This is a genomic window from Streptomyces rubellus (assembly GCF_036323805.1).
Classification (GTDB): domain Bacteria; phylum Actinomycetota; class Actinomycetes; order Streptomycetales; family Streptomycetaceae; genus Streptomyces.
This window is the reverse complement of the sequence record NZ_JAZDCX010000028.1, coordinates 80,151-94,459: the sequence shown is the minus strand read 5'-3', so window position 1 is coordinate 94,459 and position 14,309 is coordinate 80,151. Positions and strand designations below refer to the sequence as shown.

Here is a 14,309-nt window from a genome sequence, read left to right as displayed (position 1 = left end):
AAGAGCGGCGGCCCTGGACTCCCGGGACGGTCCCGGGGGCGGGGCGGAGGCGGACACCGGAGTGGACGTGAGGTCGGACGGAGTGGGCGAGGCTGCCATGAAGGGCTCCCTGGAGTGCGACGGCTGTCGGCTATGCGCCTTCCGTACGGAAGCGCACCCGGTCAGGGTATCGGGCGGGACGGCCGGGGCCGGGAGCGTTCCGAGACGTGGACGGTTCCGGCACCCGTGGCGCCGGCCCCACGCCGTTAAGGAGTGCTGAACCGTCCGGTGAAGGAACACTCGCTGGTGCTGAAAGGCCGGCTGCGGGATGCTGGCCGGCATGATCACCCCCGACACCAAGAACTGGACCTGGGTGCTGGACCGCCCCTGCCCCGAGTGCGGCTTCGACACCCGGCCGGTCCGGGGCACGGACGTAGCCGGTCTGATCCGCGCGAACGCCGCGGCCTGGCGGCCGGTGCTGGAGCGCGCCGACGCGCGCGAGCGCCCCGCGCCGGACGTCTGGTCACCGCTGGAGTACGGCTGCCACGTCCGGGACGTCTTCCGGGTCTTCGACGAACGGCTGCGGCTGATGCTCGCCGAGGACGGCCCGGCCTTCCCCGACTGGGACCAGGACGCCACCGCCGTCGCCGAGCGCTACCGCGAGCAGGACCCGCGCCGGGTGGCCGACGAGCTGGCGGCGGCGGGCGAGGCGCTGGCCGCCCGGTTCGAGGCGGTGGCGGGCGAGCAGTGGCTGCGTACCGGCGACCGGAGCGACGGCTCCCGCTTCACCGTGGAGACCCTCGCCCGGTACATGATCCACGACCCCGTCCACCACCTCCACGACGTGACCCGCTGACATCCGCCGGTCAGCCCGCCGGCAGCGGGAGGTCCTCCCCGAGCAGCCCGGCCTCGACCAGCGCGTGCCACAGCCCGTCCGGCACGGGCCGCGCGAACATCCGGGCATTGTCCCGCACCTCCGCCCCGGTGGCCGCGCCGACGACCACCGAGGCCACCGCCGGGTGGCCGAACGGGAAGCGCAGCGCGGCCGCCCGCAGCGGCACCCCGAACTCCTCGCACACCGCCTGGATCCGCCGGGCCCGCTCCAGCACGTCCGGCGGCACCGGACGGTAGTTGTACTCGGCGCCGGTGCGCGGGTCGGCCAGCAGCCCGGAGTTGTAGACCCCGCCCACGATCACGGAGGTGCCGCGCCGGGCGCAGACCGGCAGCAGGTCGAAGGCCGCCCGGTGGTCCAGCAGGGTCCAGCGGCCGGCGCACAGCACCACGTCGACGTCGAGGTCGGCGACGAAGCGGGCCAGGTGGTCGCTGTGGTTCATGCCGAAGCCGATCGCGCCCACCGCTCCCTCCGCGCGCAGCTCGGCCAGGGCCGGGAAACCGGTCTCGTACACCTCGCGGACGTGGTCCTCCACGTCGTGCAGCAGCACGATCTCCACCCGGTCGGTGCCCAGCCGCTCCAGGGATGCCTCGACGGTGGCCCGGATGCCGTCCCGGCTCAGGTCCCACACCCGGGCGCGCGGCGGGGTGTCCAGGAAGCCCTCCGGGTCGGGCGGTTCCTCGCCGGGCTCGAGCGGGCGCAGCCGCCGGCCGACCTTGGTGGAGATCACGTACGAGCCGCGGTCCCGGCCGGCCAGCGCACGGCCGAGGCGCTCCTCGGAGAGGCCGACGCCGTAGTGCGGCGCGGTGTCCAGATAGGCCAGGCCCTCCGCCAGCGCGGCGTCGACGACCGCGCGGGCCTGTTCCTCGCCGACGGTGCGGTGGAAGTTGCCGAGGGGGGCGCAGCCGAGGCCGAGCGGGGGCACCCGCACCCCGCTGCCGCCCAGTTCCCGTGTGCCGTCCGGTCGCGTCATGGTCCTCTCCCGTCCTCCGCCGTCTTCCGGTTCCGGCCGTCCCGTCCCCGGCCGTCGCCCTGCGCGCATGACGACCATTCCCGCGGGAGCCGGAAGAACTCGCGCGAAGGACCGCCGCGGTCCCGCCCGCCGGCGGTCCGAAGGCCGGTCCGGGTGATCGGTTCCGGGGACCGGCGTGCTCCCGGAAGGTGGTGTCCGGACACTCGCGGCGGTATTCGGACTCTTCTCCTCCGCTCCGTTCCGACTCGCGCCGGAAACGCTTGCGGGGGCTGCGGGCCGGGCACGGTGACGCCGTAGGCTGGGGGCCGCACAGTACGCAGGGCAAGGGAACGTCAGCCGGTACGGAGCGTGGCGCTCCGGTCGGCCGGAAGGAGGCACTGGGTGATCGAGCTCGAGGGGGTGCCCGAGCTGGTCGACCCGGTCATGGTGGCCGCGTTCGAAGGCTGGAACGACGCCGGCGACGCCGCCTCCGCCGCGGTCGCCCATCTGGAGCGGGAGTGGAAGGGCGAGGTGTTCGCGGCGCTGGACGCCGAGGACTACTACGACTTCCAGGTCAACCGCCCCCAGGTGTGGCTGGAGGGCGGCGTGCGCAGAATCACCTGGCCCACGACCCGGCTGTCGGTGGTGCGCGTCGGCGAGACCGGCGGCCGGGGCCGGGCCCGCGACCTGGTGCTGGTGCGCGGCATCGAGCCGAGCATGCGCTGGCGGTCCTTCTGCAACGAACTGCTGGGCTTCGCCCACGAACTCGGGGTGGAGATGGTGGTGGTGCTCGGCGCGCTGCTCGGCGACACCCCGCACACCCGGCCGGTCCCGGTGACCGGCACCACCTCCGACGCCGACCTGGCCCGCACCATGGATCTGGAGGAGTCCCGCTACGAGGGCCCCACCGGCATCGTCGGCGTCCTCCAGGAGGCGTGCGGCCACGCGGGCGTGCCGGCGGTGAGTCTGTGGGCGGCGGTGCCGCACTACGTCTCGCAGCCGCCCAACCCCAAGGCGACGCTCGCCCTGCTCAACCGGCTGGAGGACCTGCTGGACATGCGGATCCCGCTGGGCGAGCTGCCCGAGGACGCCCGGGCGTGGCAGCTGGGCGTGGACCAACTCGCCGCCGAGGACAGCGAGGTGGCCGAGTACGTGCAGTCCCTGGAGGAGGCCCGGGACACCGCGGAGCTGCCGGAGGCGTCGGGCGAGGCCATCGCCAAGGAGTTCGAGCGCTACCTGCGCAGGCGCGACGGCCAGCCGGGCCAGCCCGGCGGCCATGCCTCCGGCGGTACGACGGCCACTGAGGGCGGTTCGTACCTGCGCGAGACCTCCGGCGGTCCGGGCCGCCCAGCGCGGCCGCAGGAGCCGCGGGAGCAGGCGGAGCCGCGGGAGCAGGCGGAGGAGTCCCAGGAGGGCGGAGGCGCTCCGGAGCGGCAGGACGACCCGGAGAACCGGGACGGCTCCGAGGGCCGGGAGGGGCCGGACGCCTCCGGCGGGCGGGACGACGGCTGACCGGTCCCGTCCGCGCCGGTCGCCGGTGCTCCGGCCGGGCGCGGACGGGACCGCCGGTCACAGGGCGGTCGGAAAGCGGTCAGAGAGCGGTCAGAGAGCGATGCCCAGCAGGGCGTCCACGGCCCGGGAGACCAGCCCGGGCGCGCCGGTGTCCGTGCCGCCGTCCGTCTCCTGGCGTCCGGCCCAGCGGTCGACGGCGGCCAGCGCGGCGGGCGCGTCGAGGTCGTCGGCGAGGGCCGCGCGGATCTCCGCGACCAGTTCCCCGGCGGGCGGCCCGTCGGGACGGGAGACCGCGGCACGCCAGCGGCCGAGCCGTTCGACCGCCTCGTCGAGGACGGCGTCCGTCCACTCCCAGTCCGAACGGTAGTGGTGGGCCAGCAGGGTGAGGCGGATGGCGGCCGGGTCGACCCCGGCCCGGCGCAGCCGGCTGACGAAGACCAGGTTCCCCTTGGACTTCGACATCTTCTCGCCGTCGAGGGCGACCATTCCGGCGTGCACGTACGTCCTGGCGAAGGGGTGCTGCCCGGTGAGTGCCTGGGCGTGCGAGGCACCCATCTCGTGGTGGGGGAAGGCCAGGTCGGAGCCGCCGCCCTGGACGTCGAAGCCCATGCCCAGGTGCTCGAGGGCGATGGCGACGCACTCGATGTGCCAGCCGGGGCGGCCCGGTCCGAGGGAGCCGCCGTCCCACGAGGGCTCGCCGTCGCGGGCGGCCAGCCACAGCACCGGGTCGAGCGGGTTCTTCTTGCCTGCGCGGCCGGGATCGCCGCCGCGCTCGGCCGACAGGTGCCGCATCGTCTCGGCGTCCAGCCGGGACACCTCGCCGAAGTGGGGGTCGCTGGAGACGGAGAAGTAGACGTCGCCGTCGAGTTCGTAGGTGGCGCCGGCGTCGCGCAGCCGCTCGATGATCGGGACGATCCGGGGTATGGACTCCACCGCGCCGATGTAGTGCTTCGGGGGGAGCATCCGCAGGGCGGTCATGTCCTCGCGGAAGAGGGCCGTCTCACGCTCGGCGAGCACGGTCCAGTCGTCACCGTTGGCGACGGCCCGCTCCAGCAGCGGATCGTCGATGTCGGTGACGTTCTGCACGTAGTGGACCTGCCGCTTGGTGTCGAGCCATACGCGCTGTACGAGGTCGAACGCGTTGTAGGTCGCCGCGTGCCCGATGTGGGTGGCGTCGTACGGCGTGATGCCGCACACGTAGAGGCGGGCGACGGGGCCGGGGGCGAGGGTCACACGTCCCCCGGTCGCGGTGTCGTGGAGGCTGAGGTCGCGGCCCTGACCTGGCAGGGCGGGCACCTCGGAAGCGGGCCAGGCATGCATGGTCATGAGCGTAACCGGCGATTGGTGGTGCCCACGAGTGGGGATCCGCGCCATGGCCGGGACCCGCCGTCCGTCCGGCCCGCCGGTCACGGGAAGGGCGGAGCCGCCGCGGGCGGCCGGTGCGGGCTGCCGGGCGGACCGGTCACACGGGGGGCCAGGGGATGGCGGGCCAGTCCCCGCCGGGCAGCGGGTGGCGGCCGGTGTCGATCAGGTCGCCGGTCCGCCTGCGCAGGGCGTCCAGCTCGGCGGGGGTGATCAGGGCGGCCAGCCGGGTGGCGAGGGGACGGTCGCCGGCCAGCGCCGCGGACAGCCGCCGCAGCGCCGCCACCGCCTCGGCGGGCAGCGGTTCGCCCGCCCAGCCCCACAGCAGGGTGCGCAGCTTGTCGTCGGTGTGGAAGGTGACCCCGTGATCGATGCCGTACAGCCGCCCGTCGGGGGTGGTCAGCAGGTGCCCGCCCTTGCGGTCGGCGTTGTTGATCACCGCGTCGAGGACGGCGAGCCGCCGCAGCCGCGCGTCGTCGGCGTGCACCAGCAGCGCGGTGCGGTCCTCGTCCACCTCGACCAGTCCGATGGGCTTCCAGCCCTCCCCCGCCTCCTCACCCGGCACCAGCGCGAGCAGCCCTCCGGCGAGGGAGCCCTCCGGCCCGTCGGAGGCGCCGGGGTTGCCGGAGGCGCCGTGCTCCCCGGAGCCGTCGGGGGCCGGTCCGATCCACAGCTGGCACATGCCCTCGCCGTACGGGCCGTCGCGCAGCACGGTCGGCGGCACCAGCCGCCAGCCCAGCGCCTCGGAGACCTCGTACGCCGCCACCTCGCGCCGGGCCAGGTCGCCGTCGGGGAAGTCCCACAGCGGGCGCTCCCCGCGCACCGGCTTGTAGACGCAGGGCACCTCGTGTCCGGCACGGGCGGCCGTGCAGTACAGCACCGCGTTGGACGCCCCGGCCAGCCGCCCGCGCACCGTCAGCTCACCGCGGGCCAGCAGTTCGGTCACCGGCGGGCCGGGTGTCACGGCTGGCGGCGGTATCCGTTCTGGCGCGGACATACGTGTCCCTCCGGATCGAGCGGCAGGCTGCACAGCGGGCACGGCGGGCGGCCCGCCCTGACGACCTCCATGGCGCGTTTGGCGAAGGACCGGGCCGTGGTGCCGCTGATCCGCACCCGCAGGACCGGCGGACCGTTCTCGTCGTCCCGCAGCAGCCGCTCCTCGGCGTCGGCCAGTTCCTCCTCGGACTCGACCTCCAGCTCGACCAGGGCCTGCGCCTCCACCACCACGCACTCGTCCTCGCCGTCCCAGGCGAGCGCCATCGTGCCGACCCGGAACTCCTCGTCCACCGGGGTCTCCAGCGGCGCGGTGTCGGTCGCCTCGGCGGGTGCGACGGCCGGGACCGGGGCGCTGCCGCCGGTGCGCCGCACGACCTCGTCCAGAAGTTCGTCGATGCGTTCGGCGAGCGCCTCGACCTGCGCCTTCTCCAGGGCGACGCTGGTGGTGCGGCCGGCCGTGGACGCCTGGAGGTAGAAGGTGCGGCGGCCAGGCAGCCCGACCGTACCGGCCACGAAGCGTTCCGGGTGGTCGTAGAGGAACACCTGACGGGACACGTCCTGCTCCAACGGGTCGACTGCTGGGTCACTGGCACCCTACTGCGCGCGGCGATCACCGTGCCGACCACCGTGCGCTGATCACCGTACCGGCCGCCGGGCCCCGGGCGCCGTACCGGCCCCGGCCCCGCTGTCCGCGCGGCCCCCGCTCCCGTCTCAGGCTCCGCCGCCGACGGCGGCCCGCCCGTCGCCCCCGGCCTCGGGCACCCCCTGCGCGGCGTCCTCCTCGCGCGGGGCCAGCGAGGAGAGGTCGCCGGTCTCGCCCAGCCGCAGCAGGAAGGGCCGCCGCGGGGTGTAGCGGACGGCGGTGACCGAACAGGGCTCGGCGTGCAGGCGCTGGAAGAGGTCGAGGTGCAGTCCGAGGGCGTCGGCGACCAGCGCCTTGATGATGTCGCCGTGCGAGCACATCAGATAGGTGGCGTCGGCGCCGTGCTCCCGTTCGATGCGCTCGTTCCACTCCCGTACCGCGTCCACCGCCCTGGCCTGCATGCCGCGCATCGTCTCCCCGCCGGGGAAGGCCACCGCGGAGGGGTGCTGCTGGACGGTGGCCATCAGCGGTTCCTCGCCCAGCTCGGCGAGCTTGCGGCCGGTCCAGTCGCCGTAGTCGCACTCGCTGATCCGCTCCTCGGTGTGCAGCGGCAGCTCCGGTCTGGCCCGGGCCAGCGGTTCCAGGGTCTGCCGGCAGCGTTCCAGCGGGCTGTGGACGGCGGCGGCCAGCGGGATCGGGGCGAGCCGGGCCGGGAGCGCGGCGGCCTGGGCGGCGCCGTGCTCGTCCAGGAGGACGCCGGGGGTGCGGCCGGCGAGCACCCCGGAGGTGTTGGCGGTGGACCGGCCGTGCCGGACGAGGAGCAGCGTGGGCATGGCAGCCAGCGTAGGCGAGGGCCCGGACGGCACCGCTCCGGGTGTCCCGGGTGCAGGGTCGCACCGGGCGGCCCGGGGAAGAATGGCGGATGTGATCGTGGACCGCGCCGTCTACCGGGACGGGCACCGCACCGAGGACTCCGGAGACCTCCCCGGGGCGGTCGAGGCCGTCCGGGGTGCCGCCGGCGACTTCGTGTGGGTCGGGCTGTCCGACCCCGGTGAGGAGGAGCTCGCCGCGGTCGCCGAGGCGTTCGGACTGCACCCGCTGGCGGTGGAGGACGCGTTGTCTGCGCGGCAGCGCCCGAAGCTGGAGACCTACGACGGCTCGCTGTTCCTGGTGCTCCGGCCCGTGGCGTACGACGAGGCGGCGGGCGCCGTGCGCACCGGGGAGTTGATGCTGTTCGTCGGCGACTCCTTCGTGGTCACCGTGCGGCACGGCGGCATCGATCCGCTGTGCGAGGTGCGCGAGCGGCTGGAGCGGGAGCCGGAGGTGCTCCGGCACGGCCCGGCCGCCGTGCTGTACGCGGTGAGCGACGCGGTGGTGGACGGGTACCTGGACGTGGCCGCGCTGCTGCGCACGGACCTCGACGAACTGGAGGAACGGGTCCTCGCTCCCGCGCCCGCCGCCGGGGGCGGGCGCGGGAGCGCCGGCGCCCGCGAGATCTACGCCTTCAAGCGTCAGGTGCTGGAGTTCCGCCGGGCGGCCGGCCCGGCGGTGGAGCCGATGGAACGGCTGACGGGGGCCGGGGTGCCGTTCGTCCCCGACCGCTCGCGTCCGTTCTTCCGCGACGTCGGCGACCATCTGATCCGGGTGAACGACCAGACCGAGGCGATGGACCGGCTGCTGTCCGACATCCTCTCGGCCTGTCTGACGCAGGTGAGCGTCCGGCAGAACAGCGACATGCGCAAGATCTCGGCCTGGGCGGCCATGGCCGCCGCCCCCACCATGATCACCGGGGTCTACGGCATGAACTTCGCCCACCTCCCCGAGCTGGACCGGCCGTGGGGCTATCCGGCGGTGCTGCTCCTGATCGCCGGTGTGTGCACCGGGCTGTACCGGACGTTCAGACGCCGGGGCTGGCTGTAGGCGCCCGGTCGGCGGGCGGGACGGCGGGCGGGGTCCCCGGCAGGACGGCGGCCGGCCGGGACGGCGGCGGAGACGGGACGACGGCGACGGGGAGGCCGCCGGACGGCAGACGGCACCAGGCGTCGCGCACGCCGGTGAGCCGCTCGTACGCGTACCGGCCCTTCGTCCACGTCTCCAGCGCCACCGACCTCGTCATGCTCCAGTCCAGCAGCCCTCCCAGCCGGGCCAGTACGGCGAGGCCGGTGTCCCGGTGGACGCGGCTCTCCGCCAGCGCGTTCTCCCGCAGCAGCCACCGGACGGCGGCACCGTGCCCGGCGCGGACGAAGCGCAGCAGACCCTGCCGGCAGTGTTCGAGGTGCGCCCCCTTGGCCCGGAGGACCTCCGCCAGCGGGCGGGCGAGTTCGAGACGGCCCGCGCAGTGCCCGGCGAGCCGGGCCAGCCAGGCCGCGGCCCGGGTCTCGGCGACGTAGCCGTGGGCGAGGTGGGCGATGACGTCCCGTTCCTTCAGCGGCTCCCCGCGGCGCAGCCGGCCGTGCGCCGGGCAACCGCCCCGCCGCTCCAGCAGCAGGTCCAGCGACCGCGCGTGGTCCGTCTCGGGAGGCACCTCGACCGGGGACAGTCCGCGTGTCGCGGGCAGTCCGGCGAGCAGCCGGGCGTGCCGGCCCTGCTGCTCGCCGTGTCCGGCCAGACCGGGCGCCAGGTCGCGCTGCCCGCGGGGGACGAGCACGGCGATCCGCCGGTTCTCCCGGCCGTTGCGGGCCTCGGCGGCGGCGGTCAGCGAACACAGCAGCGCGAAGGCCGCGTCGTTCCGGAGGGCCTCCTCGTACAGGCCCTCGAACAGACCCGCCGTCCAGCGCATGACCGGTACCTCCACGGACGTGTCCAACGGATCGTCTCCACCGGAACCGAGTCAAGCGGCGCGCCGCCTCGGCGGCAACAGCTGGGGCCGCCGCATGGGCCGAACGGAGGGTCCGCCGCCGCCGCGCGTAACCCTCCGGGCCGCGGGCCGTTGTGCCCGGGACGGCCGTGGCGGGGATGACCCCGAGCCCCCACCACGGCCGCGGACCTCTCCGGCGCCGGTCCGGGCGCGCCGTCCGCCGTCAGGCGAGCCCGGACCGCTCCAGTGCCGCCACCCCGGCGCGCAGCGAGGCGAGCCGCTCGTCCAGGGTGAAGCCGGCGGGCGCGAGCGTCAGGGTGGTCACCCCGGCCTCGGCGTAGGCCCGCATCCGGTCGGCGATCCGCTCGACGGGGCCGATCAGGGTGGTGGAGTCGATGAGCCGCCGGGGCACGGCCGCCGCGGCGCCGTCCTTGTCGCCGGCCAGGTACCGGTCCTGGATCTCGGCGGCCTCCTTCTCGTAACCCATGCGCTGGGCCAGCCGGTTGTAGAAGTTCTGCCTGCGGCTGCCCATGCCGCCGACGTACAGCGCGGTGTACGGGCGGAAGGTGTCGGCCAGGGCGTCGAGGTCGTCGCCGACGGCCAGCGGCACGGTGGGCACCACGTCGAAGCCCTCCATCGTCCTCCCGGCCTTCTCCCGTCCGGCGCGCAGCGCGCCGAGGGTGGTCTCCTCGGCGTGCTCGGGCGAGTAGAGGATCAGCAGGGCGCCGTCGGCGATCTCGCCGGTCTGCTCGAGGTTCTTCGGGCCGATGGCGGCGATGTAGACCGGGATGTGCTCGCGGACGGGGTGCACGGTGAGCTTGAGCGGCTTGCCCGGGCCGTCGGGCAGCGGCAGCGTCCAGTGCTCGCCGGAGTGGGTCAGGCGCTCCCGGGACATCGCCTTGCGGATGATCTCCACGTACTCGCGGGTGCGGGCGAGCGGCTTGTCGAACCGCACCCCGTACCAGCCCTCGGAGACCTGCGGTCCGGAGACGCCCAGGCCCAGCCGGAAGCGGCCGCCGCTCAGGGTGTCGAGGGTGGCGGCGGTCATCGCCGTCATGGCGGGGGCGCGGGCGGGGATCTGGAAGATCGCCGAGCCGACGTCGATCCGCTCGGTCCGGGCCGCGACCCAGGCCAGCACGGTGGCGGCGTCCGAGCCGTAGGCCTCCGCGGCCCAGCAGACGGAGTAGCCGAGACGGTCGGCCTCCTGGGCGACCGCGAGGTTGTCCGCGTCCATCCCGGCGCCCCAGTAGCCGAGGTTGATCCCGAGCCGCATCGCGCTCCCCTTACCGATCAGTAACGTTCCTGTCCCCGGGACTCTAGCGCGGCCCCGCAAGTACGCTCAACGGCCATGGAGCACAGGCACGTGGGCCGCACCGGCCTCCGCGTATCCCGGATCGGCCTCGGCACGCTCACCTGGGCGAGGGACGTCGGGGAGCGGGAGGCGGCCGACCTGCTGAAGGCCTTCTGGGAGGCGGGCGGGACGCTGGTGGACACCGCCGACGTGTACGCCGACGGGGGCGCCGAGCACCTGCTGGGCCGGCTGCTGGGCGACCTGGTGCCGCGCCGGGATGTGGTGATCGCCACCAAGGCGGGCAGCGTGCCGGACCCCGACCGCCGCGTCGACTGCTCGCGCGGCCATCTGCTGGCCGCCCTGGACGCCTCGCTGGAGCGGCTGGGCACCGACTACGTGGACCTGTGGCAGATCCACTCCTACGACCCCGTCACCCCGCTGGAGGAGACCCTCCAGGCGGTCGACACCGCGGTGCGCAGCGGCCGGGCCCGCTACGCCGGGGTGGCGGGCTTCTGCGGCTGGCAGCTGGCCAAGGCCGCCGCCTGGCAGCTCGCCGCGCCCGGCACCCGCGCCCCGCTGGCCGCCACCCAGCTGGAGTACTCGCTGCTGCAGCGCGGGGTGGAGCGGGAGGTGCTGCCCGCCGCGCTGGACCTGGGGGTCGGGCTGCTGCCCTCCTCGCCGCTGGGCCGGGGGGTGCTCACCGGCAAGTACCGCGGGGGCGCCCCGCCGGACTCGCGGGGCGCCTCGGAGCGGCTGGCCCCCTTCGTCTCGCCCTACCTCGACGAGGCGGCGGCCCGGATCGTGGACGCGGTCGCCACCGCGGCCGACGGACTGGCCGTCACCCCGCTCCAGGTGGCACTGGCCTGGGTGCGGGACCGGCCCGGAGTGGCCGCGCCGGTCGTCGGCGCGCGGACGGCGCGGCAGCTCGACGAGGCGCTGTCAGTGGAGGGCCTTACGCTTCCGGACGAGATCTGCCGGGCGCTGGACGACGTGTCGGCCCCGGTGCACCGCTATCCCGATCACGACTGGAGCACGCTTTGACCGCCTCCGGTACCGACAGTGCCGACAGCGCCGACATCCCGGGTGGCACCGGGGACGACACCAAGGACGCCGGCGGCCGGGCCGCCGAGCTCATGGCGGCCGTCCGCGCCGTGGAGAGCGGCGAGCGGTCCGCCGCCGAGTTCTTCGCCGAACCGAAGCCCGCACCCCGGCGCGCGGCACCGGCCTCCCGCCCCGTCCCCGCTCCCGGCGCCTCCCCGGCCGAGGGCACTCCGGTGGCGGTCCCCGAGGAGCTGACCGCACTGCTCACCGGCGGCGGGGTGCCCGGGGAACTGGCCCCCCGGGCCGCCGCGGTGCTCGGCGAGGGGGCCGAGGAGGTGCTGCGCGCCGACCCGTGGCAGCTGCTGGCCGTCCCCGGCGTACGGCCGGAGCAGGCGGACGGCTTCGCCCGGGCGCTGCTGGGCGGCCAGGCCGGTCCGGGGGACGAGCGGCGCACCCGGGCGCTCGTGGTGTGGCTGCTGGAGCGGGCGGCGCTGGCCGGGCACACGGTGCTGTCCCCCCGTGCCCTCGCCGGGGAGCTGGCCCGGTACACCGTGCCGGATCCGGACGGTGCGGTGGGCGAGGCGGTCGACTCGGGCACGGTGCTGGTCTTCGAGGACGCCGAGGAGACCTCCGGGCCCTCCGGGGCCGCCCCCGGTGGCGCGGAGGGGTCGGACGGCGGTCCGGGCCACCAGGGGGCCGGGGAGGCCGGGGAGGAGACCGAGCGGCCCGTACGGCTGCTGCTCGGCCTGGACCGGTACGCCCTCGCCGAGGAGAGCCTGGCCGATGGTCTGGCCCGGCTGACCAGCACGTTCACTCCGCCCGACGAGGAGGACGCGCGGCGCTGGGCCGAGGCCGCGGCGCAGGCGCCCACCCCGTCGGCGGCGGAACTGCTCCGCGCGGCCGCGCACAGCGGCCTGGTCGCCCACACCGGTGGCGAGGCCGCGCGCGCCGAGCCCGCGGCCCTGGTCGCCGCGGCCCGCTCCCTGGGGCTGCGGGCGTACGCGGCGGCGCACGGCGAGGACGGCCGGCGGCGGCTGGCGGAGCTGCTCGCGGACGGCGGCGGGCAGGACGGCGGGGACGGCACCGCGGACGGCGGCTCCGCGGGCGCGGAGGCGGCTCCGGCGGCGGTGACCGTGGACGGCCTGCTGGCCGGGCGGGAGGGCCCCGGGCGGGACGAGGAGGGCGCGTACGCGCTGGACCTGCTCGTCGTCCTGGACGCCCCCCAGCTCGACGCCGAACGGGCGGCGGCGCTGGTGGAGTCCCTGCCGGACGGGGCACGGCTGGTCCTCAGCGGGGATCCGCACCTGCTCGGGGCGGCCGGACCGGGTCGGGTGCTGGCCGACCTGCTGGCGGCGCGGGTCTGCCCGCACGTCGTCTCCCGGACCCCGGATCCCGGCCCGGTCGGCGAACTGGTCTCGGGCATCGCGATCGGGGAGCTGAACGAGGTGGCCGCGCCCGGCCGGGAGGTGGTGATCGTCCCGGTGCGCGACGCCGGGGAGGCGGTGCACCGCACCGTGCAGCTGGTGGCCGACTCGGTGCCGCGCGCGCTCGGGGTGCCCGCCGCGCGGACCCAGGTGATCACGCCCGGCCACGGCGGCGCCGCGGGCACCCGGGTGCTCAACGCCGCGCTCAAGGAACGGCTCAACCCCGGCCCCGGACGGTTCGGCGGCTTCGACCCGGGCGACCGGGTGGTCCACTCCCCCGCCCCGGGCCGCGCCGTACCGGGCACGGTGGTCTCCGGAGACACCGAGGGGCTGCGCCTGGAGTGCGACGGCCGTACGGTCACCGTCCCCCGCGAGCGGGTGGCGGTGACCGTACGGCACGGCTGGGCGCTCACCGCCCACCAGGCCGTCGGCACCCGCTGGCCGGCGGCCGTGGTGGTGCTGCCGGGCGACGCGGTCCCGGCGCTGAACCGGGCCTGGGTCTACACGGCGTTCAGCCGCGGTGAGCGGCATCTGTCCGTGGTGCACGGCGTGGAGCGGGCGCTGCCCGAGGCGGTGGCCCGGATCCCGGCTCCGGAGCGTACGACCCGGCTGCGTACGCTGCTGCGCGCGCAGCCGGGGGCGGACCGGGCACCGGACGCGGCGGGTTAGGCCCTCCCGCGGCGCGTGGTGTCCCCGAGGCCGGTGTCGTCGGGGCTGTCGGTGTCGTCGAGCTCTTCGAGGTCCTCCAGTTCCTCGAGGTCCTCGTCGTCCCCGTCGTCGGCCTCCTCCTCGGCGTCGGCGGCGGCGCCCCCGACGTAGAAGTCGTCCTCGTCGAAGACGGCGCTGACGTCGAAGCGGCAGACGACCCGCTCGGCGTCGGCCGACTCGAAGGGCGCGCTCAGCCACTCCCCCGGTTCGGCGGGCTCCTCGCTCGCGATCACCCACATCGTGGAGTCGCCCTCCTCCAGGCCGAACTCCTTGTGCCGGGTGGCGATCTCGTCCGGTTCGTACTCGCCGAACAGCACTCCGAGCGCGGCGTGCGCCCCGCTTCCGGCGAAGGGGCCCTCCAGCGCCTCCGCGTCGGTGTCCGCCGAGTCGGGGTCGAGCTCGGTGACACGCTGTGCCTGGGCCATCAGCCGCTGCGGTTCGACCACGGTGTAGTCGCGGCGGATCAGGACGGTGAGGGCGGCGGGCTCCTCCGGTCCGGTGTAGGCGGGCATGGTGTCGCCCCCGGGAACCTCGAAGGGGGTGACCTCGTCGTAGACGTCGTACAACAGCTCGTCGTACGCCTCGCCCGCCGCGGCGAGTTCGTCGAAGGCGGCGTGGACGGCGGCGTCGGCCCGGGCGGCCTCGGCGTCCGTGGCTCCCTCGGCAGACCGTCGTTCGACGGCTTCGAGGTGACGGTCCAGCGCGGTCTTCAACGCTTCGGCGGCGGCTCGTACCTCGGCAGCACTGGGCTGCGCAGCATCAGACATAGTGC

At 75.5% G+C, this 14,309-nt stretch carries 13 protein-coding genes; 5 read left to right on the top strand and 8 right to left on the bottom strand.

Annotated features, from left to right (window positions below; all coding sequences use genetic code 11):
* Positions 1-319: 319 nt before the first annotated feature.
* On the top strand, positions 320-835 hold the full coding sequence (locus V1L54_RS25960) for a DinB family protein (protein WP_330120559.1): 516 nt from the start codon (positions 320-322) through the stop codon (positions 833-835).
* A gap of 10 nt (positions 836-845) precedes the next feature.
* On the opposite strand, the gene V1L54_RS25955 is transcribed toward V1L54_RS25960, so the two are convergent.
* Complete coding sequence (locus V1L54_RS25955; protein WP_330120558.1) at positions 846-1,844, bottom strand: aldo/keto reductase; 999 nt, start codon at positions 1,842-1,844, stop codon at positions 846-848.
* A 381-nt stretch (positions 1,845-2,225) separates the two neighbouring features.
* On the opposite strand from V1L54_RS25955, the gene V1L54_RS25950 reads away from it, so the two are divergent.
* Complete coding sequence (locus tag V1L54_RS25950; protein WP_330120557.1) at positions 2,226-3,335, top strand: PAC2 family protein; 1,110 nt, start codon at positions 2,226-2,228, stop codon at positions 3,333-3,335.
* A 90-nt stretch (positions 3,336-3,425) separates the two neighbouring features.
* On the opposite strand, the gene mshC is transcribed toward V1L54_RS25950, so the two are convergent.
* From mshC to V1L54_RS25930, 4 genes are all read right to left on the bottom strand, one after another.
* Positions 3,426-4,655: a cysteine--1-D-myo-inosityl 2-amino-2-deoxy-alpha-D-glucopyranoside ligase gene (mshC, locus tag V1L54_RS25945; RefSeq protein WP_330120556.1), complete on the bottom strand. Its 1,230-nt coding sequence runs from the start codon at positions 4,653-4,655 to the stop codon at positions 3,426-3,428.
* Between the two features lie 142 nt (positions 4,656-4,797).
* Complete coding sequence (locus tag V1L54_RS25940) at positions 4,798-5,694, bottom strand: SCO1664 family protein (RefSeq protein ID WP_330120555.1); 897 nt, start codon at positions 5,692-5,694, stop codon at positions 4,798-4,800.
* The gene (locus V1L54_RS25935) at positions 5,658-6,248 is read right to left on the bottom strand and encodes a DUF3090 domain-containing protein (protein WP_330120554.1); all 591 of its coding nucleotides are present in this window, start codon (positions 6,246-6,248) and stop codon (positions 5,658-5,660) included. Before V1L54_RS25935 ends, V1L54_RS25940 begins: the two co-directional genes overlap by 37 nt.
* A gap of 156 nt (positions 6,249-6,404) precedes the next feature.
* A complete protein-coding gene (locus tag V1L54_RS25930) occupies positions 6,405-7,109 on the bottom strand; it encodes a histidine phosphatase family protein (RefSeq protein ID WP_330120553.1) in 705 nt (234 codons plus the stop codon).
* 82 nt (positions 7,110-7,191) lie between these two features.
* On the opposite strand from V1L54_RS25930, the gene V1L54_RS25925 reads away from it, so the two are divergent.
* Positions 7,192-8,196: a magnesium and cobalt transport protein CorA gene (locus V1L54_RS25925; RefSeq protein ID WP_330120552.1), complete on the top strand. Its 1,005-nt coding sequence runs from the start codon at positions 7,192-7,194 to the stop codon at positions 8,194-8,196.
* Here V1L54_RS25925 and V1L54_RS25920 read toward each other — a convergent pair.
* On the bottom strand, positions 8,174-9,055 hold the full coding sequence (locus tag V1L54_RS25920) for a ferritin-like domain-containing protein (RefSeq protein ID WP_330120551.1): 882 nt from the start codon (positions 9,053-9,055) through the stop codon (positions 8,174-8,176). The genes V1L54_RS25925 and V1L54_RS25920 overlap by 23 nt on opposite strands.
* 241 nt (positions 9,056-9,296) lie before the next feature.
* Positions 9,297-10,346 (bottom strand): LLM class F420-dependent oxidoreductase, encoded by a 1,050-nt coding sequence (locus tag V1L54_RS25915; protein WP_330120550.1) that lies wholly within the window; start codon positions 10,344-10,346, stop codon positions 9,297-9,299.
* A gap of 75 nt (positions 10,347-10,421) precedes the next feature.
* Between V1L54_RS25915 and V1L54_RS25910 the strand changes: the two genes are divergently transcribed.
* Positions 10,422-11,405 carry an aldo/keto reductase gene (locus tag V1L54_RS25910; RefSeq protein ID WP_330120549.1) on the top strand — a complete coding sequence of 328 codons (984 nt, stop codon included), beginning with the start codon at positions 10,422-10,424 and terminating at the stop codon, positions 11,403-11,405.
* Positions 11,402-13,498, top strand: coding sequence for a helix-hairpin-helix domain-containing protein (locus V1L54_RS25905; protein ID WP_443076789.1), 2,097 nt, complete (start codon positions 11,402-11,404; stop codon positions 13,496-13,498). Before V1L54_RS25910 ends, V1L54_RS25905 begins: the two co-directional genes overlap by 4 nt.
* Here the strand turns inward: V1L54_RS25905 and V1L54_RS25900 are convergent.
* Complete coding sequence (locus V1L54_RS25900) at positions 13,495-14,304, bottom strand: hypothetical protein (RefSeq protein ID WP_330120548.1); 810 nt, start codon at positions 14,302-14,304, stop codon at positions 13,495-13,497. The two genes, V1L54_RS25905 and V1L54_RS25900, sit on opposite strands and share 4 nt — an antisense overlap.
* Positions 14,305-14,309 lie beyond the last annotated feature (5 nt).

Coding starts and splice junctions, on each gene's coding strand:
- V1L54_RS25960 (WP_330120559.1), top strand. CDS start 320: ATGATCACCCCCGACACCAAGAACTGGACCTGGGTGCTGGACCGCCCC.
- V1L54_RS25955 (WP_330120558.1), bottom strand. CDS start 1,844: ATGACGCGACCGGACGGCACACGGGAACTGGGCGGCAGCGGGGTGCGG.
- mshC (WP_330120556.1), bottom strand. CDS start 4,655: ATGCATGCCTGGCCCGCTTCCGAGGTGCCCGCCCTGCCAGGTCAGGGC.
- V1L54_RS25940 (WP_330120555.1), bottom strand. CDS start 5,694: ATGTCCGCGCCAGAACGGATACCGCCGCCAGCCGTGACACCCGGCCCG.
- V1L54_RS25930 (WP_330120553.1), bottom strand. CDS start 7,109: ATGCCCACGCTGCTCCTCGTCCGGCACGGCCGGTCCACCGCCAACACC.
- V1L54_RS25925 (WP_330120552.1), top strand. CDS start 7,192: ATGGCGGATGTGATCGTGGACCGCGCCGTCTACCGGGACGGGCACCGC.
- V1L54_RS25920 (WP_330120551.1), bottom strand. CDS start 9,055: ATGCGCTGGACGGCGGGTCTGTTCGAGGGCCTGTACGAGGAGGCCCTC.
- V1L54_RS25915 (WP_330120550.1), bottom strand. CDS start 10,346: ATGCGGCTCGGGATCAACCTCGGCTACTGGGGCGCCGGGATGGACGCG.
- V1L54_RS25910 (WP_330120549.1), top strand. CDS start 10,422: ATGGAGCACAGGCACGTGGGCCGCACCGGCCTCCGCGTATCCCGGATC.
- V1L54_RS25900 (WP_330120548.1), bottom strand. CDS start 14,304: ATGTCTGATGCTGCGCAGCCCAGTGCTGCCGAGGTACGAGCCGCCGCC.